This is a genomic window from Candidatus Pelagibacter sp. PS_34 (assembly GCF_059417845.1).
In genome coordinates this window covers 41376-67953 of record NZ_CM182068.1, presented here as the reverse complement: position 1 = coordinate 67953, position 26578 = coordinate 41376, and the positions used below count along the sequence as shown (strand labels likewise).

28 protein-coding genes and 1 tRNA gene are annotated in these 26578 nt (G+C 26.8%); 17 read left to right on the top strand and 12 right to left on the bottom strand.

Annotated elements, in window-relative coordinates; all coding sequences use genetic code 11:
- Window positions 1-54 precede the first annotated feature (54 nt).
- Genes rpmH through AC5SL3_RS00285 form a run of 10 tightly spaced genes read left to right on the top strand, consistent with a single transcriptional unit; the run spans window position 55 to window position 7488 of the window.
- A complete protein-coding gene (gene rpmH / locus AC5SL3_RS00330; RefSeq protein ID WP_006997435.1) occupies window positions 55-219 on the top strand; it encodes a 50S ribosomal protein L34 in 165 nt (54 codons plus the stop codon).
- 10 nt (window positions 220-229) lie between these two features.
- Window positions 230-574 (top strand): ribonuclease P protein component, encoded by a 345-nt coding sequence (gene rnpA / locus AC5SL3_RS00325; RefSeq protein ID WP_494578163.1) that lies wholly within the window; start codon window positions 230-232, stop codon window positions 572-574.
- Window positions 574-825 carry a membrane protein insertion efficiency factor YidD gene (gene yidD, locus AC5SL3_RS00320; RefSeq protein ID WP_271579998.1) on the top strand — a complete coding sequence of 84 codons (252 nt, stop codon included), beginning with the start codon at window positions 574-576 and terminating at the stop codon, window positions 823-825. Before rnpA ends, yidD begins: the two co-directional genes overlap by 1 nt.
- Window positions 825-2501, top strand: coding sequence for a membrane protein insertase YidC (yidC, locus tag AC5SL3_RS00315; RefSeq protein WP_494578162.1), 1677 nt, complete (start codon window positions 825-827; stop codon window positions 2499-2501). Before yidD ends, yidC begins: the two co-directional genes overlap by 1 nt.
- Window positions 2502-3368 (top strand): acetylglutamate kinase, encoded by an 867-nt coding sequence (argB, locus tag AC5SL3_RS00310; RefSeq protein ID WP_271615771.1) that lies wholly within the window; start codon window positions 2502-2504, stop codon window positions 3366-3368.
- The gene (locus AC5SL3_RS00305) at window positions 3365-4036 is read left to right on the top strand and encodes a pyrimidine 5'-nucleotidase (protein WP_494578159.1); all 672 of its coding nucleotides are present in this window, start codon (window positions 3365-3367) and stop codon (window positions 4034-4036) included. Before argB ends, AC5SL3_RS00305 begins: the two co-directional genes overlap by 4 nt.
- A 29-nt stretch (window positions 4037-4065) precedes the next feature.
- Complete coding sequence (dapD, locus tag AC5SL3_RS00300) at window positions 4066-4893, top strand: 2,3,4,5-tetrahydropyridine-2,6-dicarboxylate N-succinyltransferase (RefSeq protein ID WP_006997441.1); 828 nt, start codon at window positions 4066-4068, stop codon at window positions 4891-4893.
- Window positions 4894-6051: a succinyl-diaminopimelate desuccinylase gene (gene dapE, locus AC5SL3_RS00295; protein ID WP_494578158.1), complete on the top strand. Its 1158-nt coding sequence runs from the start codon at window positions 4894-4896 to the stop codon at window positions 6049-6051. It begins immediately after the preceding gene.
- Complete coding sequence (locus AC5SL3_RS00290) at window positions 6048-6977, top strand: histone deacetylase family protein (RefSeq protein WP_494578156.1); 930 nt, start codon at window positions 6048-6050, stop codon at window positions 6975-6977. Before dapE ends, AC5SL3_RS00290 begins: the two co-directional genes overlap by 4 nt.
- Before the next feature lie 31 nt (window positions 6978-7008).
- A complete protein-coding gene (locus tag AC5SL3_RS00285; RefSeq protein ID WP_006997444.1) occupies window positions 7009-7488 on the top strand; it encodes an SET domain-containing protein in 480 nt (159 codons plus the stop codon).
- On the opposite strand, the gene truA is transcribed toward AC5SL3_RS00285, so the two are convergent.
- The 4 genes from truA to AC5SL3_RS00265 are packed head-to-tail and all read right to left on the bottom strand — an operon-like array spanning window position 7478 to window position 11449.
- Window positions 7478-8218, bottom strand: a complete 741-nt coding sequence (truA, locus tag AC5SL3_RS00280) for a tRNA pseudouridine(38-40) synthase TruA (RefSeq protein WP_271615766.1) — start codon at window positions 8216-8218, stop codon at window positions 7478-7480. The genes AC5SL3_RS00285 and truA overlap by 11 nt on opposite strands.
- A complete protein-coding gene (fmt, locus tag AC5SL3_RS00275) occupies window positions 8211-9143 on the bottom strand; it encodes a methionyl-tRNA formyltransferase (RefSeq protein ID WP_278387013.1) in 933 nt (310 codons plus the stop codon). Before fmt ends, truA begins: the two co-directional genes overlap by 8 nt.
- Window positions 9144-9662, bottom strand: coding sequence for a peptide deformylase (gene def, locus AC5SL3_RS00270; protein WP_020169025.1), 519 nt, complete (start codon window positions 9660-9662; stop codon window positions 9144-9146).
- A gap of 26 nt (window positions 9663-9688) precedes the next feature.
- Window positions 9689-11449 carry a hypothetical protein gene (locus tag AC5SL3_RS00265; protein ID WP_494578154.1) on the bottom strand — a complete coding sequence of 587 codons (1761 nt, stop codon included), beginning with the start codon at window positions 11447-11449 and terminating at the stop codon, window positions 9689-9691.
- A gap of 209 nt (window positions 11450-11658) precedes the next feature.
- Here AC5SL3_RS00265 and AC5SL3_RS00260 point away from each other — a divergent pair, with 209 nt between their 5' ends.
- Both AC5SL3_RS00260 and aroB read left to right on the top strand, forming a co-directional pair.
- A complete protein-coding gene (locus AC5SL3_RS00260) occupies window positions 11659-12171 on the top strand; it encodes a shikimate kinase (RefSeq protein ID WP_494575169.1) in 513 nt (170 codons plus the stop codon).
- Window positions 12158-13264 carry a 3-dehydroquinate synthase gene (gene aroB, locus AC5SL3_RS00255; RefSeq protein WP_494578152.1) on the top strand — a complete coding sequence of 369 codons (1107 nt, stop codon included), beginning with the start codon at window positions 12158-12160 and terminating at the stop codon, window positions 13262-13264. The genes AC5SL3_RS00260 and aroB overlap by 14 nt, the downstream gene beginning before the upstream one ends.
- Here aroB and AC5SL3_RS00250 read toward each other — a convergent pair.
- Window positions 13253-13513 carry a BolA/IbaG family iron-sulfur metabolism protein gene (locus AC5SL3_RS00250; RefSeq protein WP_494578150.1) on the bottom strand — a complete coding sequence of 87 codons (261 nt, stop codon included), beginning with the start codon at window positions 13511-13513 and terminating at the stop codon, window positions 13253-13255. The two genes, aroB and AC5SL3_RS00250, sit on opposite strands and share 12 nt — an antisense overlap.
- Window positions 13514-13538: 25 nt before the next feature.
- Between AC5SL3_RS00250 and AC5SL3_RS00245 the strand changes: the two genes are divergently transcribed.
- The 3 genes from AC5SL3_RS00245 to AC5SL3_RS00235 are packed head-to-tail and all read left to right on the top strand — an operon-like array spanning window position 13539 to window position 16839.
- Complete coding sequence (locus AC5SL3_RS00245) at window positions 13539-14066, top strand: J domain-containing protein (RefSeq protein ID WP_006997453.1); 528 nt, start codon at window positions 13539-13541, stop codon at window positions 14064-14066.
- Window positions 14056-15030 carry a cobaltochelatase subunit CobS gene (cobS, locus tag AC5SL3_RS00240; RefSeq protein ID WP_494578148.1) on the top strand — a complete coding sequence of 325 codons (975 nt, stop codon included), beginning with the start codon at window positions 14056-14058 and terminating at the stop codon, window positions 15028-15030. The genes AC5SL3_RS00245 and cobS overlap by 11 nt, the downstream gene beginning before the upstream one ends.
- On the top strand, window positions 15031-16839 hold the full coding sequence (locus AC5SL3_RS00235) for a cobaltochelatase CobT-related protein (RefSeq protein ID WP_494578146.1): 1809 nt from the start codon (window positions 15031-15033) through the stop codon (window positions 16837-16839).
- Here AC5SL3_RS00235 and AC5SL3_RS00230 read toward each other — a convergent pair.
- From AC5SL3_RS00230 to AC5SL3_RS00220, 3 genes are all read right to left on the bottom strand, one after another.
- Complete coding sequence (locus tag AC5SL3_RS00230; protein WP_494578144.1) at window positions 16836-18116, bottom strand: ActS/PrrB/RegB family redox-sensitive histidine kinase; 1281 nt, start codon at window positions 18114-18116, stop codon at window positions 16836-16838. The two genes, AC5SL3_RS00235 and AC5SL3_RS00230, sit on opposite strands and share 4 nt — an antisense overlap.
- Window positions 18117-18118: 2 nt before the next feature.
- On the bottom strand, window positions 18119-20176 hold the full coding sequence (locus AC5SL3_RS00225) for a DNA gyrase subunit B (protein ID WP_494578142.1): 2058 nt from the start codon (window positions 20174-20176) through the stop codon (window positions 18119-18121).
- 115 nt (window positions 20177-20291) lie between these two features.
- A tRNA-Ser gene (locus AC5SL3_RS00220) sits at window positions 20292-20381 on the bottom strand.
- Window positions 20382-21079: 698 nt separating this feature from the next.
- Between AC5SL3_RS00220 and AC5SL3_RS00215 the strand changes: the two genes are divergently transcribed.
- The gene (locus AC5SL3_RS00215; protein WP_494578140.1) at window positions 21080-22003 is read left to right on the top strand and encodes a glycosyltransferase family 32 protein; all 924 of its coding nucleotides are present in this window, start codon (window positions 21080-21082) and stop codon (window positions 22001-22003) included.
- 133 nt (window positions 22004-22136) lie between these two features.
- On the opposite strand, the gene AC5SL3_RS00210 is transcribed toward AC5SL3_RS00215, so the two are convergent.
- Both AC5SL3_RS00210 and AC5SL3_RS00205 read right to left on the bottom strand, forming a co-directional pair.
- The gene (locus tag AC5SL3_RS00210) at window positions 22137-22943 is read right to left on the bottom strand and encodes a DUF4422 domain-containing protein (RefSeq protein WP_494578138.1); all 807 of its coding nucleotides are present in this window, start codon (window positions 22941-22943) and stop codon (window positions 22137-22139) included.
- A gap of 2 nt (window positions 22944-22945) precedes the next feature.
- Complete coding sequence (locus AC5SL3_RS00205; RefSeq protein ID WP_494578136.1) at window positions 22946-23905, bottom strand: hypothetical protein; 960 nt, start codon at window positions 23903-23905, stop codon at window positions 22946-22948.
- A gap of 95 nt (window positions 23906-24000) precedes the next feature.
- Between AC5SL3_RS00205 and AC5SL3_RS00200 the strand changes: the two genes are divergently transcribed.
- Window positions 24001-24750, top strand: a complete 750-nt coding sequence (locus AC5SL3_RS00200; RefSeq protein ID WP_494578134.1) for an FkbM family methyltransferase — start codon at window positions 24001-24003, stop codon at window positions 24748-24750.
- Here AC5SL3_RS00200 and AC5SL3_RS00195 read toward each other — a convergent pair.
- Together AC5SL3_RS00195 and AC5SL3_RS00190 are read right to left on the bottom strand one after the other, a co-directional pair.
- Window positions 24747-25559 carry a glycosyltransferase family 17 protein gene (locus tag AC5SL3_RS00195; protein ID WP_494578132.1) on the bottom strand — a complete coding sequence of 271 codons (813 nt, stop codon included), beginning with the start codon at window positions 25557-25559 and terminating at the stop codon, window positions 24747-24749. The two genes, AC5SL3_RS00200 and AC5SL3_RS00195, sit on opposite strands and share 4 nt — an antisense overlap.
- A complete protein-coding gene (locus AC5SL3_RS00190) occupies window positions 25552-26577 on the bottom strand; it encodes a Gfo/Idh/MocA family protein (protein ID WP_494578130.1) in 1026 nt (341 codons plus the stop codon). The genes AC5SL3_RS00195 and AC5SL3_RS00190 overlap by 8 nt, the downstream gene beginning before the upstream one ends.
- Window position 26578: the final 1 nt, after the last annotated feature.

Here is a 26578-nt window from a genome sequence, read left to right as displayed (position 1 = left end):
TTATACATATAATTACTATAAAGGGCGAAATTTAAAAAAACTTAAATAAATCCTATGAAAAGAACATATCAGCCTAAAGTTGGAAAACGTCTTAAGAAGCATGGCTTCAGATCAAAGATGGCAACTAAAGGTGGGAAGAAACTTATTAAGAGAAGACGTGATAAGGGACGTAAAAACCTTACAGTGTCATCTACTCAAAAAAAACCTCAGGGTAAATAGTTTAAAATAAATGAAAAGCAAAATTGTTGCTCTTTCTAAAAACGAAGATTTCAAAAATTTACTTAAACAGAAGAAAGTCTCAAACAAATATATAACTCTTTTTTTTGGTCCTCTTGTAGATAAAGATAATAGAAAACTAAATATTAGCTTTGTCGCTAAAAAAAAACTAATCCGTGGTGCTGTAAAGAGAAATAAAGTTAAAAGAAGATTAAGAAATATAATGAACGAAGCTATAAAAAAAGTGTCTATAAACTTTAATTATTCTTACCTTGTGATTGCGAAAATAACTATGCTAAACAATGAATATGCGATAATAAAAGATACTTTATTCCAAGACATAGAAAAGATTAAGTAATGAATATTATATCAAACATTTTAATTGGCCTGATTAAATTTTATAAAATGGTTATTAGCCCCTACTTAACTCCTTCGTGTAGATATCTTCCAACTTGCTCAGAGTATACAATTGAATGTTTAAGAACATATGGGCTCATTAAAGGGATATCAAAAAGCACTAAAAGAATATTTTCATGCCACCCCATTAAAATGTTAGGTGGTGGTGAAGGATTTGATCCAGTAAATAAAGAATTCAAGGCTAAGAAATAATGGATACTAGAAACGTAATCGCAGCAATATCCTTATCAGCAGCAGTAATTATTTTATACTCTCTTTTTTTTCAGCCTGACCCTGCGACTATTAAAAAAAATATAGCTGAACAAAATAAAATTGAAAATAATGAAGACACTCCTAGCTTAGATAAAAATGAAAATTTTTCAAAACTTTCAAGAGCAGATGCTTTAAAAGAAAATGATAGAATTCAATTTGAAAATGGAAGTGTTGTTGGGTCAATTTCTTTAAAGGGTGCAGCAATAGATGATTTAACTTTTAAAGAATATAATGTCGAACTTAATAAAAATGAAAAAATAACCTTATTAAGCCCAAGAAATGTTGAAGATGGTTATTTAATTGAAAGTGGCTTTGTAAGCACTAATAAAAATATAGATATACCTGATGCTTCTACCGTCTGGGAAGTTTCAGGAAATAACAAATTAACTAATAATAATCCTGTAAAGCTAACATGGAGTAATGCTCAAGGGATTACATTTGAAAAACATATAAGTCTAGATGATCAATTTTTATTTACTGTAAAAGAAAAAATAATTAACTCATCAGATAAATCTTATAATTTTTACTCCTATGGGCAAATAATTAGAAACGAATTACCAGAAATATCTGGTTTTTATATTTTGCATGAAGGGTTTTTATCTGTACTTGATGATGAATTAATTGAGGAAGATTACGACGATATCCAGGATAAAAAATTTACTCAAATTGCACAAGATGGATTTGTTGCTATTTCAGACAAGTTTTGGGTTACATCAGTTATACCACCAAAGGGTAAAGAGTTTAAAACAACTTTTGATTATAAAAATAAATTCAGAGCAAATTACATATCTACCAAAGGTATTGAGGTTAAAGCAAATAGTTCCATTGAAGAAAAAATTCAAATTATAGTTGCTGCTAAAAGAGTAAATGTAATTGATGGTTATGCTGAAAATTTAGATATCAATAAATTTGATCTAGCGATTGATTGGGGCTTTATGTACTTCATCACAAAACCTTTGTTCTTTGTATTAGATTACTTCTTTAAATTACTTGGTAATTACGGTTTAGCAATTATTGCTGTCACAGTTTGCATTAGATTGGCTTTCTTCCCTCTTGCCAACTTTAGTTTTAAGTCTATGGGTAAAATGAAGTTATTAGCGCCTGAAATGGCTCGTCTGAAAGAATTGCACAAGGATGACAAAATGAAATTACAACAAGCAATGATGGCTCTTTATAAAAAAGAAAAAGTTAATCCTATGAGCGGTTGTCTGCCTATCCTAGTTCAAATTCCAGTTTTCTTTGCACTATATAAAGTATTATTTGTAACCATTGAAATGAGACACATGCCATTTTATGGATGGATACATGACTTAAGTGATAGAGATCCTACATCTTTATTTAATGTTTTTGGTTTACTTCCTTGGGACCCACCTTCTTTCTTATTAATAGGTGCGTGGCCAATCATTATGGGTATCACAATGTGGATACAGCAGAAACTAAACCCAACTCCACCAGATCCTATACAGGCTAAAATATTTATGTTCTTTCCGGTATTTTTAACTGTAATTCTTGCACCATTTCCTGCAGGTCTTGTTATCTACTGGAGCTTCAACAACATCTTCACAATGATACAACAATATATTGTTCAAAGAAAAATGACTATCAAAACAACATAAATGTCATCGTTAAGAGAAGAAGAATTAATAAATATCCTACCCAAAGATGGCCCAACAGTTGAAGAAGTAAAAAAATATTTAGAAAAATATAATGATGAATTTATTATCATTAAGTGTGGTGGCAGTGTTTTAGTTGATCCAAAATTATTTAAAGTTTTTATTGAAGATGTAGTCGTTTTAAATAAGCTTGGTTTCAATCCTATAATTGTTCATGGAGGTGGAAAAAGAATTAATAATAAACTTTCAGAAGTTAATATTAAAAGCAATTTTATTAACGGACTAAGAGTTACTGATAAAGATACGATCAACATAGTTGAGGATGTATTAATCGAATTTAATAAAGAGATTGTTGAAGCTTTAAACGAGTTAGACAGCAAAGCAAAAAGAATTACCACAAAAGAGAATAATATAATTACTGTCGTACAAGAAAACAAAGACCTTGGATTTGTGGGAAAGCCTACTGGGATTAACAAAGAGTTCTTAACTGAAATAATAAAAGCAAACGAAGTACCAGTCATTGCACCCTTAGGTTTAGATAAGGATAATCAGACCTTTAATATAAATGCAGATACTGCTGCAGGATCGATTGCAATTGAACTAAAAGCTAGAAGATTAATGATTATTAGTGATGTTGAAGGCGTATTAGACAGTGAAAAAAAACTAATCCCTGAAATTAATTCTAAAAAAGCTAATGAATTAATTGATCAAGAAGTAATTTCTGGTGGAATGATACCTAAAATTAAGAATTGTCTAGATGTTGCAAGTAATGGAGTTAAGGCAGTTGTAATAATTGATGGAAGAAAAAATCACTCACTCCTTTTTGAACTATTATCTGATAAAGGTTCAGGAACTTTAATTAGAGAATGAAAAATTTAATTGATACTAAATACTGGATATTCGACTTAGATAATACTTTGTATTCTGGACAAACAAAGGTTTTTTCTGAAGTTGATAAAAAGATGTCTTCTTTTATTTCAAAGAAATTTAATGTCAATTTAATTAAAGCAAGAGAAATTCAAAAAAAATACTTCTATGAATATGGAACGACATTATCTGGATTAATGAGTCACGATAAAATTGATCCACATGAATTTTTGGAATTTGTTCATGATATTGATATTAGCTGGCTTCCTAAAGATGAGATATTAAGAGAAGAATTAATTAAAATAAAAGATAAGAAATATATTTTTACTAATGGTTCTCACGCTCATGTTGAAAATGTAACTAAACAACTAGGTATAGATGGTTTGTTTGATGGAGTGTTTGATATTGTTGATGCTAATTTTATTCCAAAACCAAAAATTGAACCTTATAAAAAGATAGTAGAAAAATTTGAGCTTGATCCAACAAAATCAATATTAATCGAAGATATTGCTCATAATTTAGAACAAGCGAAAAATTTAGGAATGAAAACTTGTTGGCTTGAGAATGATGAAGTATTTGCAAAAAAAGATGCCGATAAACCATATATTGATTATAAGATTAAGAACTTGCCTTCTTTTCTTCAAGAAATTAATATATTAAAAGCACAATAAAACTAACCTACTAAAGATAAGATAAAATTATGAAAGAATTTGAAAGCATTATTAATACAGCTTGGGAAAATAAAGATTCCATAAATGGTCAATCAGATAAATCTATATTAGATGCTATCAACCAAACAATTGAACTTGTTGATAAAGGTGAGCTAAGAGTTGCTGAAAAAAATGGCAATGAGTGGGTAGTTAATCAGTGGGTTAAAAAAGCAATAATGTTAAGTTTTAGAACTCATGATATGGATTCATTAAGCGGCCCGTATAGTAGTTGGTATGATAAATCTCATTTATTAAAAGGTAAAACAGCAAATTGGACTAAGGAAGATCATATAAAAGCTGGTTTTAGAATGGTTCCAAATTCTCCAGTTAGAAAAGGATCTTTTATTGGAAAGAATGCAGTGCTTATGCCTTGCTTTGTAAATATTGGAGCTTATGTAGATGAAGGAACTATGGTGGACACTTGGGCTTCTGTAGGGTCTTGTGCACAAATAGGAAAGAACTGTCACATATCAGGTGGTGCTGGAATTGGAGGTGTATTAGAGCCAATGCAAGCTAACCCTACTATCATCGAAGACAATTGCTTTATTGGAGCTCGTTCAGAAATAGTTGAAGGAGTAATTGTTGGAGAAGGATCTGTATTATCTATGGGTGTATTTATTGGTCAATCTACAAAAATTGTTTATCGAGAAACTGGTGAAGTAATCTATGGAAAAATTCCACCATACTCAGTAATAGTTCCAGGTAGCATTCCTAGTAAAGATGGTAAAGGTCCTGCTTTATATTGTGCGGTAATTATTAAACAAGTTGATGAAAAAACTAGATCTAAAACTTCTATTAACGACTTATTAAGAGACTAAATGCCAACTTATAATGAAATCACATTAGCTAAAGAGCTAATAAGATTTCCAAGCATTACACCAATTGATGCTGGGGTAATGAAATTCTTAGCTAAAAAATTAACTACTATTGGATTTAAATGTAAGATTTTAGAGTTTAAAGATAAAAACTCTAAACCAGTTAAAAACCTATATGCAAGATTGGGTAATACTCAACCAAACTTTATGTTTGCTGGTCATTTGGATGTAGTGCCTCCCGGAAATATACAAGATTGGACGATTAAACCTTTTAGTCCAACTATTAAAAAAAATCATCTTATTGGTAGAGGTGCTAATGATATGAAAAGTGCAATTGCAAGCTGGGTTGTTGCTGTAAACAACTATGTATTAACTAATAAAAAAATTAATGGATCAATTAGTTTATTAATTACTGGTGATGAAGAAGGTGTTGCAATTAATGGTACTAAAAAAGTAGTTGATTACTTAAAAAAGAAAAAAGAAAAAATAGATTTTTGCTTAGTTGGTGAGCCAACAAACCCTAATAAACTTGGTGAAATGATTAAAATAGGTAGAAGAGGAAGTATTAATGTTGAATTAACGATAATTGGAACTCAAGGTCATGTTGCATATCCTCATCGTGCTAAAAATCCATCGACTTCATTAATAAAAATACTAAATGAAATAAAAGAAATAAAATTTGATAAAGGAACAAAAGACTTTCAGCCTACAAATTTAGAGGTAACTAAAATTAATATCAATAATACAGCTGATAATGTTATTCCAGGCCTTGCAAGAGCTACCTTTAACATAAGATTTAATAATAAACATAAGTCTTCTAGCTTAAAGAATAGATTGAATAAAATTTTCAAAAAAATTACTAAAAAGGATAAATCTAATTTTAAAGTTGAATATCGTGTATCAGGTGAAGCTTTTTTAACTAAGCCTAATAAAACAACTTATATGATTCAAGATGTAATAAAAAAAATTACAAAAATTAAACCTCAACTGTCTACAACCGGTGGAACTTCTGATGCAAGATTTATTAGAAAAATTGCCCCATGTTTAGAATTTGGTCTAGTAGGTAAAACAATGCACAAAGTAGATGAGGCAGTGTCTATTTCAGATCTAAAAAAATTGACTAAAATATATTATAATATTTTAGAAAATTATTTTAAATGAAAACTGGTTTAATAACCTCTGGCACTTATCAAAATCATAATACAGGCGACGGTCATCCAGAGAAAATTGATAGAGTTACAGTAGTTATCGATAACTTTAAAAAGTTAGATAATAAAGATTTAGTTTGGAAAAAACCTTCAAAATTTGACCGATCACTTTTAGAAATAACGCACAATTCTGATTATATAAATTTTGTAGAAAAATCTTTTCCTGAAAAAGGATTATCTTTTTTAGATGGAGATACAATAATCTCCCCTGGGAGTAAGGATGCGACCTCAGATGCTGTAGGTTCAATTATAACAGCTATTGATGGTGTTCAAAATAAAGATTTTAAAAATGCTTTTTGTGCCGTTAGACCTCCAGGACATCATGCAGAGAAAAATAAAGCTATGGGTTTTTGCATTTATAATAATGTCGCTGTTGGAGCCAATTATCTTATAAATAAATATAAACTTAAAAAAATAGCAATTATTGATTTTGATGTACATCATGGAAACGGCACTCAAGATATTTTTTACGATAATGAAAAAGTTTTATATATTTCTACTCATCAATACCCTTATTACCCAGGCTCAGGCACTAAAGATGAAAAAGGAAAACATAACAATATATTAAATATTCCTTTACCAGCAGGAACAACTTCTGAAGAGTATTTAAATGCTTATGAATTTGTACTTAATAAAATTAAAGAGTTTAAACCTGAATTTATCTTACTTTCTGCAGGGTTTGATGCTCATAAAGATGATCCATTGGCACAACTTCAATTAGAGTCAAAAGATTTTTATAGTATTACCAAAAGAACACTCGAGTTATCAAAACAATATTGTGATGGAAAAGTAGTGTCAATTTTAGAAGGTGGATACGATCTACAAGCACTTCAAGAAAGCACTGAGATGCATGTAAAAGCTTTACTAGAATTTAATTGATAATTTCTCAATACGCATTAAAGAACTCACAATGAAACTTTACAAAATTAAAAAATCTGACATCGATAAAAAAGGTCGTGGCCTGTATGCTGCAAAAGATATCAAAAAAGGTACTAGAATTATTGATTATGTAGGTAAAATTATCACTAAGAAACAAACAGAAGAATCACAAAAGTTTGATAATGCAAAGCCCATATATTTATTTAATTTAAATAAAAAATATGACTTGGATGGAGATGTTTCTTGGAACACAGCACGTTTAATAAATCACTCTTGTTCTAATAATTGCGATTATAACGGGACGGGTTTAAAATTATGGGTGGTTGCTATAAAAGATATTAAAAAAGGTGAAGAGATTACAGCCGATTATGGTTTTGGTTATGATGAAGATTACAAACAGTTTCCATGCAAATGTAAGTCAAAAAATTGTTGTGGTTATATTGTTAGAGCAGAATCTAGATGGAGAATTAATAAAAAATTTAGTATTGGCCGACAAAAAACTAGTAAATAACTTTTTCTAAGAATAATCCCTCAGCAGGTGCTGGTGGTGCACAAAGAATTCTTTTTTTTGATTTAATAACAAATTCAAATTTTTTTAAATCCCATTTATTTTCAGCTAAGTATTTTAAACTACCTACCATTGATCGTACTTGTTGTTGTAAAAATGATTGTGATTTAAATTGTATTTCAATTCTTCCATCTTTTGATTTAATCTTAACAGATTTCATAGTTTTGATTGGACTTTTTGCATTACAGCTTGATGCTCTAAAAGTAGAAAAATCTTTAGTACCTAAAAGTTTTTTTGCCCCTTTTTTCATTAACTCAATATCTAATTTTTTGATTATGTGCCAACCTCTTTCTTTTTCAAGAGAGGGCTTACTTAATCTATTAAAAATTATATATTTATAAATTCTTTGTTTGGCAGAATGTCGTGCATGAAATTTTAGACTTCTTTTTTTAATTGCTAAAACAGAAATACCTTTATCATTTATAAAATGATTAATTGATTTTAATAACTTATCTAAATTTTGAATTTCTTTTTTGCAATCAAAATGAGCTGACTGCTCTATTGCATGAACGCCTGCATCTGTTCTTCCAGATCCTATCAAAACCACTTTTTCTTTTAAAAATTTTGATAACTTGACTTGTATTTCTTTTTGAATTGATTTTCCTTTAGATTGTATTTGCCAACCAACAAAATTAGTTCCAATATATTCTATTAAGACTTGATATCTAAACATTTGTTATTCTTGAGCCTTTTGTAATTTGAGAACCAAGAACAAATTCATTAATATTTTGAGGCTTTTTTCCTTGTCTTTGAATTTCAATAATTTTGATAGATTTTTGGTTACCGCAGCTAATTTCTAAATCACTGGACATTACTTCACCTATCTCACCACTTTTATTTCCTAATTCTGCTTTTAAAATTTTGTATCTTTCATCTTTAAAAATAAAAAAGGCCCCAGGGCTTGGGTACAATCCGTTTATTTTTCCAATAATACTTTCTGCATTATCATTCCACTTAATTTCACCCTCTGATTTTTCAATTTTAGAAGCATAGGTTGCGTTTGTCTCATCTTGTTCTTTAAATGTTAATTTATCTTCAAATATATTTTCTACATTTTCTATGATTTTTTCTGAAGCTAAAATTGAAAGTTTAGTTGATATTGTTTCTGCATTATCACTATCTTTAATTTTTATTCTATAACTATTGCCAACTGGACCAGTATCAAGTTTTTCTCCTATTTTCATAATACTAATTCCTGTTTCTTTCTCTAAATTCATAATAGACCTTTGAATGGGTGCAGCACCTCTCCACTTTGGCAGAAGGGAGGCGTGAATATTTATAAAACCTTTTTTGGCAAGATTTAAATATTCTTTGGGTATTATTTGACCATAGGCCACAACAATTACTAAATCTAAATCTAGTTGTTTTAAATATTCATATTCCTCTTTATTTGCTTTTAATGTGTCTGGTGTTCTACAATCTATATTATAATCTTCTGCTACAATTTGTATTGGCGACTTATTTATTTTTTGACCTCTTTGAGATTTTTTTGGTGGCTGTGTATATACAGCAGGTATTATATAATTTTTTTCATATAAAGATTTTAAAATTGGTACAGCAAAAAATGGTGTACCCATGAAGACAATTTTCTTTGTCATTTAAACGATTATTCTATTCGACTTAATCTTAGAGAGTTTTTTAATTATCATAGATTTTTTTAATTTAGATAAATAATCTATAAACAAAACTCCTTCTAAGTGATCCATTTCATGTTGAATACAAGTAGCCAATAATCCATCTGCTTTTAATAATTGTTTTTTTCCATTGTAATCTAAATATTCAACTTCACATTCATTTGGTCTTTCTATTTCAGCAAACTGATCAGGAACTGACAAACAACCCTCTTCATATTTTGACGTTATATCATTTTTATTTTTGATTACTGGATTAACAAAATATCTTGGCTCCTTTTTGTCTTCATCTCTACTTATATCCATTACTATAATTCTTTTTGGTACCCCTATTTGAATTGCTGCAAGACCTATTCCCGGTGCTGCGTACATAGTATCCAACATATCATCCATAAGTCTTCTTTCTTCATCACCAACATTTTCAACTGGTTTAGAAATCTGCCTTAATAGTTTATTTGGTTCTGTTAAAATTGGTTTAACTGACATTATGATTGATTATTTTAGTATAAATTTTAAACTTTTAAAGGAAGAACTTTAAAGAGTATTTTATTTCTTAGTGGATCCGCATTTAGCTGATTAAGTGTGCTTATAATAAAGTATAACGTATCTTCATCAATAACATTTAAGCTGTCCTGCCCTATAACCTCAACAATTCTAAGCAATGCAGCAGCCATATCACCACTGTTAACAAATATTTGAATATCAGAAGGTATTTCTGAATCGTTTATTTGGTATAAATCATCATACTTATCTAAAATCTTGACACCATCGGACTTAAAGGTCTCAACTAAAATTACATCTTTTTTAGAAAAAAAATATTTTTTATCTTTTTTTATCTTTTTTAAGAAATCATTTATATCTTTTGTGGGATCATTTTTAGATTTTTCTAATTTTAAATAATTTATTAATTTTGATTGATGTAAAATTTTATTATTTATTTTAATATTTGCTTGTTTTGTCTCTTCATTACCTAAATTATCTTGATAAAATGTTGTAAAATTTGAAGGTACCTTGTTCTCTTCTATATTTTTTAAAAAATTTTTTAATTCTATATTAAATGCATTTTCAATACCGTCATTCTTGAAAGAATTTTTGAGGGCGTTCATTAACTGTAACTTATTCTCAATTTCAGTAGTAATTAAAATTCCTTGATAAATTAGCGCTCTTGTCTCAATTCTTGAGAGTACTTTTGTTGATTCTTTAATATTTAATAATTGATTAATATTAAATTGAAATCTCTTATAAAGTTCAAATAATTCTTTTTCTGCATAATTTCCCTCATGTGTTGCTTTCTCAATACTCTTAATTTTCTCTATATCTGTAAGCTCAATATCACTAATATCATCTAATAGATTTGAAGTTGATAGATATTTCCATATTTGCCTGGATGTAGTATTTTTTGGTTCAAATTTAAATTCTGGGTTCGTTCTGTGAGATAAATGGAAATCTAAAATTGTTTTTTCTGAAACTTCTGTTACTGGTTCTGTATTATACCCCATTAAATAATCAATTTTTTTACTAAAAAACTTATCTGCAATGCCTAATTCTAATTGAAGATCGATAAGCAATTGAGCTTCATCTCTTTTATTATTATTAATTAAACAATAAATATTGAATTTAGATAAATATAAATCTTGTATCGGTGCATTAATTTTAGAAAAAATTTCACAAGCTTTTTTAACATCTGATTGAGACAAATAATGATCTACTAAATGTTTGGTAAGTTTTGGATGCTCATTAATAATCTCATTATTTAATAAATATTTTTCAATCAAGTCAAAGTTTGAGCGTTTAATAAGCCACTTTGATTTAATTTCTAAAAACTGTTCTTTTGAAATATTCATTTCTGGATAATGTGCATTTGTTAACAATAAAACATCCAAAATCTCTGCAGCGTCTCTTGAAAGTTCCAATTTATCTATTCTTTTAAAGATATTTAAAATTTGATCTCCATTAGAATTAGACCACATATTAATATCCAAACCATTTTCTGCAGGATCATAAATTCCAATTAATTTTTTTTCTTTTGAAATTAAAGTTTGTGTTTCTTCTATACTTAATTCCCCTTCTTTTTGGGACTGCATTTCATAAATACTATTCTGTGGAATATTTTTTTCCGCTTCATCTTCAGTTAAGATTATGTTTTCTTTAGATTTTTTTTCTCCTACTTCCCAGATATCCACTGGTTCTTGTGAGTTGGTTGCAAAACCAAAAAATAAGGAAAATAATATAACTAAAAAATAGTTCTTACTTAACAATTTTAAGTTTTTCATTAGGGATAATTTTTTCAATGTCTTTATTTGGAGATGGAAATTCAATATTACCAAGTAGTACTATGGCTCCAATAAAAATAATTAACACAAATACTATTTTGATTAATAAACTTTTACCACTCCGATTACTTGTGTTTTTTGAAAATTGCATATATTCTTTAGTAATTTCAAATTAAGACATATTTGTGTTTTTTCAATAAAGAAAGCTTATGAATTCAAATAAAAACCTCGTTTTTTTAGGTATGATGGGGTCAGGCAAATCTTCTATTGGGGCTATGGTTTCCAAAAAATTGAATATTCCATTCATTGATATAGACAATTTAATTGAAGAACATGCTGGTATGACCATCTCAGAAATATTTAAAGTAAATGGCGAGGCATACTTTAGAAATTTAGAAGAAAAAATAACTATTAAGTCTTTAAAACATAAAAAAGTTGTTGTTTCTTTAGGTGGGGGCAGTTTTATTAATGACAAGATAAGAAAAGATATTTTAAAAAATCATTTTTCTTTTTGGCTCGATTGGGATGATTTAATTTTAATTAAAAGAATTAAAGGTAGTAAAAAAAGACCCTTAGCCTCAAATTCAACTGATCTTGAAATTAAAGCCATTATTAATAAAAGAAAGAAAGTATATTCAAAAGCTAATTTTAAAATAAACTGTAATAAATTAACAAAAAATGAAATAGTTAAAACAATAATAAAAACATATGAGCTTAATTAAATTAAAAGTTAACACCAACAGCCAACAATATTCAATTATTATTGGAAATAATATTTTAAAAAAAGTAAATAAATTTTTGAAAGAAAATTCTATTGATTTTAATCAATGTCTTCTAGTAATTGACAAAAATATTCCAAAAAATTTAGTAAAAGATACTTTAAAATCTTTACCAAAAGGATCTGTTTCAATTCATTATTTTAATGCGAGTGAAAAAAATAAAAATCTAAAAAGTGTCAATGAAATCACATCAATTCTTTTAAAAAAAAGTTTTAATAGAAATGATTGTTTAATTTCTATTGGTGGTGGTATTACTGGTGATGTATCAGGCTTTGCAGCAAGCACTTTTAAGCGAGGCTTAAAGTTTGTAAATATACCAACTACACTACTTTCACAGGTCGACTCATCAATCGGAGGCAAAACAGGTGTAAACACCAAATATGGTAAAAACTTAATTGGCTCATTTTATCAACCTAGTCTAGTTATATCAGATACTAACTTTTTAAACTCTTTACCAAAAAGAGAAGTTGTATGTGGCTATGGTGAAATTTTAAAACACTCACTTATTAATGGAAAAAAATTTTTTTATTTTTTAAATAAAAATGGAAAAAAAATTATCCAATTAAAAAGTCCCTTTATACAAACAGCTATTCATCAAAGCTGCTTGATTAAAAAAAAAGTAGTTGAGGCTGACGAAAAAGAATTAGGTATAAGAAAAATACTAAATTTTGGACATACCTTTGCTCATGCCTTTGAAGCAACACTGCGTTATTCAGCAAAGTTAAATCATGGTGAAGCAGTTATCCTCGGTGTTAAAACTGCTGCTAGATTTAGTTTATTAAATAAAATTTTAAATAAAAAAGAATTTAAATTAATTGATGGTCACTTAAATGACCTAAATCTTCCAAGAGATATTAATAAATTCTTTTCAATAAAAAATTTAAATACAATTTTATCTTTTATGAAAAAAGATAAAAAAAATAATACAAAGAAAATTAGTCTGGTTTTGCTTAAAAGAATAGGTTCTCCAGTTTACAAATTACAGTTTAATGAAAAAACTATTAATCTCTTTTTAAAAAAAGAATTAACTAAGTAGTATTTGAACAGAATGTATGTGTTCTTTCAACTCATGATCTAAAATATTATAGATTTTCTTGGTTGATACTATCTTATTTAATTTTTTAAGCTCTTCAGATTTAATAATTAATTTTAGATGGAACATTCCTTCTTGATTTCCTTTATGATTTTTATGTAAAAAACTTTTATCTTCGATTTTAAGATCCTGTATAACAATTTTTGCTTCAAGTTTATTTTTAACAATTTTAATTAATTCGTTTATATTCATAAATAATAATTTATTACTATACAGCATGAAAAATATTTGTGATTGGAATAATTGCTTTGATACTGGTGAATATAAGGCACCAATTGAGAAAGATAATAGTAAACGCTACAGATTGCTTTGCTTAGCTCATGTTAAAGAATTCAATAAAAATTGGAATTATTTTAAAGGAATGGATGATGAACAAGTATTCGATTTTTTAAAGTCTGACATGACCTGGCATAAACCCACTCAAAGCTTTAGCTCTTCAGATAATTTTTTTAAAGTTCTATGGAACAACACTTTAAAAGATGAGTTTGATAAAACCAAGCTTAGAGGTGAATATAACCATATGAATCAATTCAAATTTGATGCTAATGATATTAAAGCTTTTAGTATTCTGGGTGTTTCAGTTGGCCAAAAATGGGAACAAATACAAGATCAGTTCAAAACTCTTGTCAAAAAATTTCACCCTGATATTAATTTGGGAAATAAAGAATACGAAGAAAAACTTAAATTAATTACTTTGGCTTATACTCAGCTAAAAAATACTTATAAGGAAAAAATTGACACCTAATTTAAACATACAACCAGACATTAAAATGTCTTTAAAGCAAAGTTTTGGAATTGATTCAGATATGGAAGTTGACGCTTTCTCTAAAAGAAGTGAATACGTTCCCGAAATAGATAAAAATTATAAGTTTGATAGAGATACTACCCTTGCTATCTTATCAGGTTTTGCTTTTAATAAACGTGTCTTGGTTCAAGGCTATCATGGTACAGGAAAGTCTACTCACATTGAACAAATCGCAGCTAGATTAAACTGGCCTTGTATTAGAGTGAATTTAGACAGTCATGTAAGTAGAATTGATCTTATTGGAAAAGATGCAATTGTTGTAAAAGATGGAAAACAGATTACTGAGTTTAAAGAAGGTATTTTACCTTGGTCCATTCAAAACCCTGTTGCACTTGTTTTTGATGAGTATGATGCAGGAAGACCAGACGTGATGTTTGTTATTCAAAGAGTATTAGAAGCTGAAGGTAATTTTACTCTTTTAGATAAAAATAAAGTTATAAAACAAAATAAATTTTTTAGATTATTTGCGACTTCAAATACAGTTGGTCTAGGGGATACAACAGGATTGTACCATGGTACTCAACAAATTAACCAAGGGCAGATGGATAGATGGAATATTGTAACATCTTTAAATTATCTTAGTCTTGATAGAGAAATGGAAATCGTTCTTGCTAAAAATAAAAATTTAAACAACCCAAAAGGTAAAGAAAAAGTCTCTAACATGATTAAAGTTGCATCTTTAACTAGAAAAGGCTTTATAGCTGGAGATATATCAACCGTAATGAGTCCAAGGACGGTACTTCATTGGGCTGAAAATGCTGAAATTTTCAAAGACACAGGTTATGCTTTTAGGGTCACTTTTTTGAATAAGTGTGACGATATAGAAAAAAATACAATAGCTGAATATTATCAGAGATGCTTTGGAGACGAATTACCAGAGTCGATGGTTAATATTCAGATCTAAATGAGCTCAAAAGAAAACAATTTTAAAGAGCAATTTAAACAAGCATTAATTTCTACAGCTAAAGTAATTTCCGAAGATTATAAATTAGATGTTAAAAAATTAGATAAAGATTTAAGTAATAAAAAAACTAATTTTTTTGATATAACCAATTTATCAAATAAAAATGATTTTGTTAAACTAAGAGCAGAAACTGACTCTGGTGCCTTAAAGAAAAAATTTTCAAATAAAGAAATATTTAATAAAAACCTACCTAATAATCCTTCTTGTAAATCTTTATATAATATTGCCGAAAAAATCAGGTATGAGCTTCTTGGCGGTAAAATGCTTAAAGGAGTTGGAAAAAATTTAAGTGAAAATTATAACCAAAAAATACTTTCTAATCGTAAAGAACAATTAAAAAATAAAGAAGATGTTCCTGTGAATGAAGCTTTTGAATTATACATGTTAAACAAATTCTTTAAATTAGAACTCAATGATGTGTCTACAAAAATGTTAGATTTTTGGAAGAAAGAATTTGACGAATCTATTGATAAACATTTTGATTTTTTAAGTAAAAATTTGGAAGATCAAAATAATTATAGTTTAAAATTTTCAGAAATTTTAGAAAATATGGATGTCTTTGCTTCAAATAATGAAGAAAATAATGAAGAAAATGATGAACAAGAAAATGAGCAAGACAATAAATCAGAGAACAATAATGACGGCCAGTCTGATGACAAAGAAGAAGAAAATAAACAAGATGACAGCCAGACTAGTTTAGATGCTGGCTTTGACCTAAGCGACCAGCAGATGGAAGAGCAATTAGAAGATTCGGATTCTTTAAAGGAGAGTGCAGAAAGTGTTTTACAAAAAACAAATGTTGATAATATTGATCAAGATTACAAAGTATTCACCACAGAATTTGATGAAATTGCAAAAGCTGAAATATTAGAAGATATAAAAGAAACACAAAAATTAAGAAAAAATTTAGACCAACAACTTGTCGGGTTTCAAGATTTAATTACTAAGCTTGCTAACAAACTACAAAGGCAGCTCCTTGCAAAACAAAATAGAGCATGGGAGTTTGACTTAGAAGAGGGTTTATTAGATAGCTCAAAATTAACTAGAATAATTATGGATCCTTATAATTCTTTATCTTTTATGAAAGAAAAGGATCTTGATTTTAAGGACACAATCGTAACCTTGTTAATAGACAATTCTGGTTCCATGAGAGGTCGGCCAATAACAATTGCTGCACTTTGTGCAGATATATTATCTAGAACTTTAGAAAGATGCTCAGTAAAAGTAGAGGTTTTAGGCTTTACTACAAAAAATTGGAAAGGTGGTAAAAGCAGAGAAGCTTGGTCTAAAAATGATAAGCCAAAAAATCCTGGAAGATTAAATGATTTAAGACATATAATTTATAAAGGTGCAGACACTCAGTGGAGGCAGGCGAAAAACAATATAGGCTTAATGCTTAAAGAAGGATTATTAAAAGAAAATATTGATGGGGAAGCTATTTCGTGGGCCTATAATAGAATTAAAAAAAGAAAAGAAGAACGGAAAATACTGATGGTTATTTCAGATGGTGCCCCAGTTGACGACTCAACTTTATCAGTTAATTCAGGAGATTTTTTAGAAAAACATTTAAAAAAAATGGTTAAATTTATAGAAACTAAGAGTGACGTTGAAATTTTAGCTATCGGTATTGGGCATGATGTTTCTAGATATTACAATAAAGCTATTAAAATAACAGATGTGCATGAACTTGGAGATGTTATGGTTTCACAATTGAGTGGCTTATTCGAAAATAAAAAAAAACTACATTAAAGTTTTAAAAGATCTTCATTTTTCCATTTAATACTTACTTCTGCCCCACTTCTTGTTTGGGAATTTCTGCATAAAATATTTGCATAATTTTTTTCAAGTAAAGTTTTGCCTATAAAAATTCCAAGACCTAATCCAGATTTAGATTTTATTGAAGACTTAAAAGATTTAATATAAGGCTCTCCAATTTTACTCAAAACATCTTTTGGGTACCCCTCACCATCATCTTCAATCATAACTTCTGTGAAATCGCTATCACTTTTTATATTAATAAAAATCTTATTTTCAGAAAACTTATTTGCATTACCAATAAAATTTCTTAGTCCATAAACAATTTCTATTGATTTAGTTATATTTAGTGAATTTGAATTTTGATCATAATTTACAATAAAATCTTTTTTACTTGTTTCTTGGAATGATTTGACTATTTCACTCACGTATTCTGCCATTGTTAAATCACGATCAATAAAATTATCTTCGATTATTGGGTTTAATGTTAATTTTTTTAAAATTTCACTACATCTCTCTAATTGACTGGATAATAACTCAATATCTTTTTTTACATCTTCATTATCTTTAAATCGCTCCAATAAATCAGTGGAGATAATCTTCATTGTTGAAAACGGTGTACCTAATGAATGTGCGGCGGCAGCGGCCTGCCCTCCTAATGATAATAGCTCATGTTCTTTTGACATGATTTCTTCCATTTTATTTAATGCCTCTTTCCTTATTCTAGATTCTGATCCAAAGGTTAAGGCAAAATAATTTAAAAAAATTAAAGCAATAATTAATGCGATTGGAATTGAATAGTAATAATAGCTGTCTACGTGAAAATGTTCTTTAATTGGATAGGGCAAAGGTTGATTAAAAAAAGTAAGAAAAATAATCACTAAAACTGTGAGGCTGACTAACAATAAATTACTCCTAAAACCTAAATTAGATGAGGAAAATATAGCTGGGATAATCAAAAAAATTGAAAAAGGATTTATAATTCCACCTGTTAAATAAATCAAACAACTCAGTTGTAAAATATCAATAGATAAAAAAAGGAATGCTATTTTATCTGACAGTTGTGTGTTTTTGTTAATATAGATTAAATAAAGATTGCTTAGCGCTCCAATCAAAATTATTGAATTTTCTAGAATTAGATTAAATCTAAAATCAAAAACAAAATAAATAACATTAACTGTTATAAGTTGGCCAATAATAGCAATCCATCTGAGATTGATGTAGGTTGATTTTTTTAATGAAAAATATTTAGAAGTTTCGAAAAACTTCATTATTAGATATCTAGATTTTGAACATTAATTGCATTTGAAACAATAAAATCTTTTCTCAATGCAACATCATTACCCATTAATGTGTGTATTAAATCTTGATCTTTTTTTATATCTTTTGAGTATTGTACTTGTAATAAATTTCTTGTTTCAGGGTCTAACGTAGTATTCCATAGCTCTTCTGGGTTCATCTCTCCTAATCCCTTAAACCTTTGAATGCTCATTCTAGATTTTTCATCTTCATAAGCTTTGGTGAATTCTTTTGTTCCTTTTTTAATTTTTTGTAATTCTTTGTTATTCTTTAAAATATAATCTTCTAACTCTTTTTCGTCTTTTATATAAATGCCTTTTGTACCCTTATTAATCTTGAATAAAGGTGGCTGTGCAAGATAAACGTGTCCATTTTCAATTAGTTTATTAAATGGCTTGTTGTTAAAGAATGTTAGTAATAATGCTCGTATATGAGAACCATCAACATCAGCATCAGTCATGATAATAATTTTTCCATACCTTAAATCTTTCAAATCAATATCTTCAACTTTTGGATCAAGGCCAAGTGCATTAATTAAAGTCACAACCTCATTAGATGACATCATTTTTGCTAAAGATTTTGTTCTATGTTCGCTACCATCTCTATTACTATTTTTTTTAAGAATAATCTCTTCCACATAAGTATTAAGAATTTTACCTCTAAGTGGTAAAACAGCTTGATTTGACCTATTTCTTCCTTGTTTAGCAGAACCACCCGCAGAATCTCCCTCAACAATAAACAATTCTGTTCCTTCTTGTTTGCCTATTTGACAATCTGCTAATTTTCCAGGTAATCCACTTAATTCTAAAGCACCTTTACGTCTAACATTTTCTCTAGCTTTTCTAGCAACGTCTCTTGCTAGAGCTGCCTGCATTACTTTAGCTAAAATAATCTTAGATAAAGTTGGGTTTTGATCAAACCATATTGAAAGTTTTTCACTAACAATGCTTTCTACAATCATTCTAACTTCTGATGAAACAAGCTTATCTTTTGTTTGAGAAGAAAATTTAGGATCAGGTATTTTTGCTGAAATTACACATGTAAGACCTTCTTTAATATCATCTCCTGAAATAGTTAATTTATTTTTTTTTAATAAATTATGCTCTGTAGCATATTTATTAATGACTCTTGTAAGGGCACTCCTAAATCCTAATAAGTGGGTACCACCGTCTTTTTGGTAAATGTTATTTGTATATGGATAGATGTCTTCTCCATAACTTGCATTCCACTTTAAAGAACATTCAATTTCAATATTGTCTTTTTTTCCTTCAATATAAATAGGCTTCTTAAATAAATCATTACCGGTTTTATTTACAAGTTTTTCTCTTTTTTCGTCTAAAAAATCAACAAATTCTAAAACTCCTCCATCAAACTTAAATACAATTATTTTTTCTTTTTTTTGATTTAAATCGTTAACGGTTATTTTTATTCCCTTATTCAAGAATGCAAGTTCACGCATTCTTTTAATAATTATATTTGGAGTAAATTTAATTGAAGAGAATATTTCTTTTGATGGTAAAAATGTTATTTGTGTTCCAGTTTCTTTTGATTTTCCTATAACTTTAAGGGGTGCTTTTGATGCTCCATCTTTAAATTCTATAAAATATCTATTTCCATCTCTATCGATTTCTAATTTTAATTTTTCTGATAATGCATTTACAACTGAAACTCCAACACCATGTAAACCACCCGATACTTTGTATGAATCATGATCAAATTTTCCTCCAGCATGAAGCTGTGTCATAATAACTTCTGCAGCAGACATTTTTTCACCCTTATGCATATCCACAGGTATTCCTCTGCCATCATCTCTAACAGTAATGGTGCCATCAGAATTTATTTTAACATCTATATTTTTACAATGTCCTGCTAAAGCCTCATCTATTGAATTGTCTACAACCTCATAAACCATATGATGTAAACCAGTTCCATCATCGGTATCACCAATATACATTCCTGGTCTTTTTCTAACTGCTTCAAGACCTTTTAAAACTTTGATAGAATCCGCCTGATATGTGGAAGTATTTTTCATATTTTATTAATTTGAAATTAAGTAACTATAACATTTTTTATAAAAAAAGAGGAAAATTAATTATGTTAATCCACTTAATTATTGTTAATGAGCATTTTTTTTATCTATCTAGTTCTGGCGGAGAGACAGGGATTCGAACCCTGGGTACCTTTGATAGTACACACACTTTCCAAGCGTGCGCTTTAAACCGCTCAGCCATCTCTCCAAAAATTTACAAAACGTATAATATAGTTAAAATAAAGATTATATGGATTTAATTATACATAAACATCTGGGTTTGGGAGATATGATTTTATGCAATGGCTTGATAAGACATATTCTAAACCAAAAATGAAAAAATTCTATTAATTTGTAAAGATATTCACTTCAATACTGTCAAGTTTATGTATCGAGATGAAAGTAGAATTAAGCTTTTAAAAATAAGTAGTAAAAATAATGAGAATGATGAGGTACAAAAATATTTAATTAAAAATAAATTTAAAAAAAATGACTTTTAAAAGATTGGACATGAGTTTTATCAAGCAACATCAAATTTAGATAAATCAAATGAATGGCCTTGTGATGTGGTTTTTATAAACAATTAAATTTTCTATTTAAATACAGATTTACAAAGACATTCTAGAAAAGAGACATTGAATCTCTATAAAGTTTAATATTTAAGACTCTAGAAGCCTTAATAGTATCTGCTTTATATCTAATCATATTACCAATTTTCTATTAATTAAAAGAATAAAATAATTTTAATTCTAACTTTTAAGTAAAAATATGTCATTTAGTTGTTAATGGAATTTTGGAATAAAATCTAACTTGATTTAATTAATAATAATTTTATTTCGATTGTCCTAAGCTGAATAACTTAATGATTTGAATTTTACTCAAAGTATACTAAATTTAAATTTATAAATGCCAACAGGGTTCTTAACAAAAATTATATTATCTATTATTATTGTAATTGGCTTATTTATATTTTTAAGCATAGACAATGGTTTTTTGTTTTTTGTTATAATTATTTTAACATTTTTGATAGCTTACTTTCTATTGATTATTTATAAACTGAATATTGGTATACCTATTAATAATAATAAATCTAAAAAAATTCCAAAAAAGATTTATGTCACCTATTATAACAAAAAAAAAATTCCTAAGAAAGTATGGAAAAATTTATATTATTTCGGAAAAGGATATAAAATAAATTTTTTCTCAGACTATGATTGTATAAATTACTTAAATAAAAATTTTAATCATAAATTTTCAAATAAATTTAAGCAAATAAAACTAGGAGCTCATAAAGCTGATTTTTTTAGATATTGTATTTTATATAAGGAAGGTGGCATATACCTGGATATTGACCTTGAACCTAAAATCAAATTTGACAAAATTTTTGATCATGAGTCAGAAAAAATTTTTTATACAATAATAACTGAAACTAAATTGGGTAAAAGAAAAAAAAAATTATTTAAAATTAAAGAAATATTTAGACGATTAAATAACCAAAGTGAAAAATCAATTTTTCAAGCAATGATAGCTACCTATCCGAATAACCCTATATTTAAAAAATTAATTAAAGATTTTTGGGTTATCACTAATTTACATAAAAAATATGATATTATAACAATAAAGTTTTATTATAGGTTAAAAGATATAGTGTCACAAAATCTTAAAGAAGGGAGTTTTTTAACAAAAAATAAAGATAAAATAATTTTATTCTCAGAACGTAATAAAAAAATTAAAAAAAATGAAAAACCAGATAGGACTGGTAATTACCCTAAAGTTTTTAATAAAAATAAGGTTTTATTTAATTCAAGATATTTTGATTATCCGTGGTAACTGCTTAATATAAAAAATAATTTAAAATTATTAGTTAGTAAGTTTTGAAAGAAAAAAAAGATCTTTAGATCTTTACAATTGAAATTATGTTCACTTTTCAAAAATCTATTTTCACTAATTTGATTACAATTGCTCAAAAATTATCTAATTGTATCCAATTCTCTTCTTTAAAAATTGTATTCTTTTTAAACCAATAAGATAAATATCTTTCAGCCAAATAAGCAAATAGTCTTCTGGTGTCGTAATCTTTAAGATTTTCAAATTTAAATTTATATTCACAACGCTCTAACCAGGAAAAAAGGCTCTCAAACCATTTATTAATTATAATTGGTTTAGTAATAAACATTATATGTGGATTGAAAGTATTGTTATTCATAACATAATCTCTAAAATCATCTCTATTTTCATCATCTAATTCATTTATAGCTATATCTAAATTTCCATTTCCATGATGCATATCAAAATGTAGTAAAATATTTTGTTTTTTTTTATTAAATAAGATTGATGGATTTTTAATTACATTCCTCCATCCTCTTTTAATTATTTTTATTTTTTTAGCTCCAGAGACTTTAATTTGTTTGCATATTATAGCTTGATAATTAGACCAGTCATTTAAAGGTTCTGTGATCAAAAAATTATTGATATTATCTTGATTAATTAAATTGTTTGATTTTTCTTTAATCCAAAATCTTCTTTTTTGACAAAATCCCACCCACTGATTATTATTTTCATACTGAAGTAAATTTTTCCAATACCAATAATGAAAAGTAAGCTCTGAATAATATTTTTCTTTATAATAAATATTATTTCCACTATTACATGTTAAATAATTATTTGGTGCAACTTGTTCACCAACCCAACATAAATTATATTGATTTTTTTTAATAAAATTTACTTCTTTGTTTGTTACACAATAAAATTTAATATTTTTAAAATTCATATTTATTTATGATAATTATACATTAAAATATGTTTAATATATCTTAAGTAAAATTTAAAAAAATTTTTTAAAAAAATTGTAATTAAGCCAGTGTAACTTTGAGATCTATTAAGCATACCTAAACTTTTAATATTTCTATGTACGTGTTCATAGGTTACGTGTTTATATCCTAATAATATTGAAATGCTTTTTTGAAATTTTGTTAATTTTCCATCTAAACCAAATCTTAAAAATAACATGGGTTTTTGCATTATCTTGTTATAAATTAAATTTGACTGTCCAATAAACTCATACTCAGAAAATAATGATCCATTATAAGTTTTATGTTTTTTGAAAATACTTTGAATAATAAATTCTGATATTTTTTGACCTAAGTCTTCATTTAAATAATCATATTTTAAATGGCTATTTATTAAAAAATCACATTCTTTTTTTGAAAGTGCAATAAATTGATTTAAGAAGGAAATAAAGTGGCGTGGCAATTTTTTAAAAATAGCCTCATTAGTAACATAATAAGCTTTGTGATACTCAAAAAAATTTCCATAATTAATAGACTGATCATTATAAAAAAAATTAATCTTATCTAAGATTATTGTATCAGCATCCCAAATTATTAGGTTTTCTTTGCTTGTTTTAATAAAGTTAATTGCAAAACAAATTTTTAAGATTTGTTGATAATACCAATTAAGTCTTTCTTTAAATTCATTTTGATAATTAATATTAATTGATAAATCATTACATATTTTATTAAAATCTTTAAATGAAATAATTTTATTTTCATTTATTATTTCAACACCTTCTAGGTTTAGTCTATTTCGAAACTCATTAATTTGTGTTTCTGGGCAAATTATATATATGTTTATTTTCTTATAAATTTTTTTAAAATTCTTATAATTTTCGATTATTAATGGTATATTTTTGTTAAGTGATACTTGACAAATATTTAGAGTATTTTCTGACATAAGTTTTTTTGAATTATAAATTATTTTTTTATGCTAATTTTAAAAGAATAATAATCTAGCATAATACTAATAACTACCATAAATTATTTACTTACATGAAAAATAAGTTTTTAAAAAAAGTCATAAATCTTTTTGGTTATAAGCTAATTGAAAAAAAACTTGTTAAAAATAATAGGATTCTTTCAAAAAATGCAGTCTTAAATTTAAGATTAATTCTTAGTAATATTTTTGAAAAAAATAATATTAAAAATTTAGTACAAATTGGGGCAAATGATGGCATCTCTTTTGATGAATTAAATTATTTTATCAAAAAGAACAAAGTTAAAAGTGTCCTAGTTGAACCAATTATTGAAAATTTTTTAAACTTAAAAAATAATTACAAAAATTGTGATTTTATTATTTTTGAAAATTCTGCAATATCTTCTCATCAAAAAATGTATCATTTATATAAAGTTGATACTAAATTTGCAAAAAATTATGGGAATCATATTCCAGCAATACCATCATTTGATAAAAATCATCTTATTAAACATGGTGTAAAAAATTCACATATTGTTAAAGAAAAAGTTAATTCTATAACTATTAAAGACTTAATTAATAAATATAAAATTATAAATTTAGATTTATTTTTTGTTGATGCAGAAGGGTATGATGGAAATATAGTTACTGATTTATTAAACGATACTAATTTAAGACCAATAATTATTTTTGAATATATTCATATTGATAACATAACTTTTCAAAATTTGTTAAATTTATTAACAAAAAAAAATTTTTTTTATTTTAACATATCAGAGTGCTTAATTGTATTTCCAGAAGAAAAAAAAATACAAATTTCTTTTTAGGTTATTAAATATTCCTTAAACTTATCTCTATTATTTAATAAATATTTAGGAAACTTATAATCAAAATTTACAACTTCATAATGATGCCCTCTATTAAATAAATCAATTTTATTATTTATTTTTTTTTGAACAATAATTTCATCATAAAATTCAATTTTTGAAAATTCTATGTGAGCAAATGTTTTAAGTTTTAAAGAAATTTCTTTGGCTGTTAAAATATTATTAAAATGCCAGCCACCTTTTTTAAAGGTTTCAATATTTTTTTCTTTATCAAACCTGAAAAAATTATATTTCAAATTTTTTGATTTTACTTTTTGTCTTAAAAAATCTATAGATTGAATATTTTTCTTCTTTGCAACTCTTGTTCCTTCCCATGGAGACTCATGGGGATTATAAAGATTAAATTTATAATTAAAGCAATCTTGCATAAAAATTCCATATTTTTTTTTTAATTCAAAATTTTCTAAAAGCTCAGGCCTTACAATCTCATCAGGGTCAGAAAAAAATATGTAATCTTCTGAGTTTGCAAAATTAACAGCTTCTAAAAGATGCTCTCTTTGAATTGCTTGATTTTGCCATCTATCTGTATTCTTTGGAAATGGTCTATCTATTAATATATATTTAATTTTATTTTGGTCATAATAATCTTTCCACTCAAAATTTTGTTTTTTAGAATTTCCTTTATGATCAAATTTTGACTCACAAATAACAAAATAATCAACAAATTCTGACAGTATATTATAACGAATTTCAAACATAAAATTATTATCAAAAAAAGTGATGCAGTCTATAATTTTACTTTTATCCATCTAACCAATTCTCTAAGATTTTCATATTCAGCATTGTTTCCTCTATGCTCATACTGGGGTATACTGGTTTGTAAATGCCTTTTAATATATTTTTGCTTATAGTTGCTATTTGAAATGAATAGATATTTTTATTTTTTTCAATATTTATAACTTTCTTATAATTATTATTTATTTTTACTATATTATCATTTCCTAACCATGTATCATTGAGAATTAGAGAACCTTTCTCACCATTGATAATTGTTTTTTTACCTATATCCTTTTTAAATGACGCATTTATTTTCGATTTAAAACCTTCCTCAAATAAAAGCTCACCACAAGAATCAATATCAACACCTGTTTCACCTATTTCTTTATTGATTTTAGAAATTTTCAATTTTTTATAATCTAATTTTTTTATTAATGATCCAATCAACAAGCTAAATGAGGATGGATAGCATCCCAAATCTAAAATACACCCCCCACCAAGCGTTTTGTTAAATAATCTGTTATTTTTATCTATTTTTTTTTTTTCAAAAAAATAAAATTTTTTCTTTGTTAATATATTTACTCCAAATGAGGACTCCATGGACAATAAATTTCCTATTTCATTATTTACAATCATATCTAATACTAACTTGATTTGAGGGTGATTCCTGTACATGAAAGCCTCTCCAAAAAATAAATTTTCATTTGATAAATTTTCACTTATATCTTTTGATTCTGCTGTATTTAATGTTGCAGGTTTTTCTACTAAAACATTTTTTTTATTTTTTAAGCTTCTGACAATCCAATGATGATGAAATGAATTTGGTAGTGCTATATATACAATATCTATTTCTTTGCAGTTAATTAAATCTTCATAATTATTAAATGAAAATTTTTGCTCTATGTTAAATTGATCTTTAAATTTTTCTAAATGTTCTAAATTTCTACTTGCCACAGCCAACAGTTTAGCATTTGGAGTATCAAAAAAACCTTCTGAAAACTTTTGGGCTATGCCACCTAGACCAATAATTCCCCAATTAAGTTTTTCCATA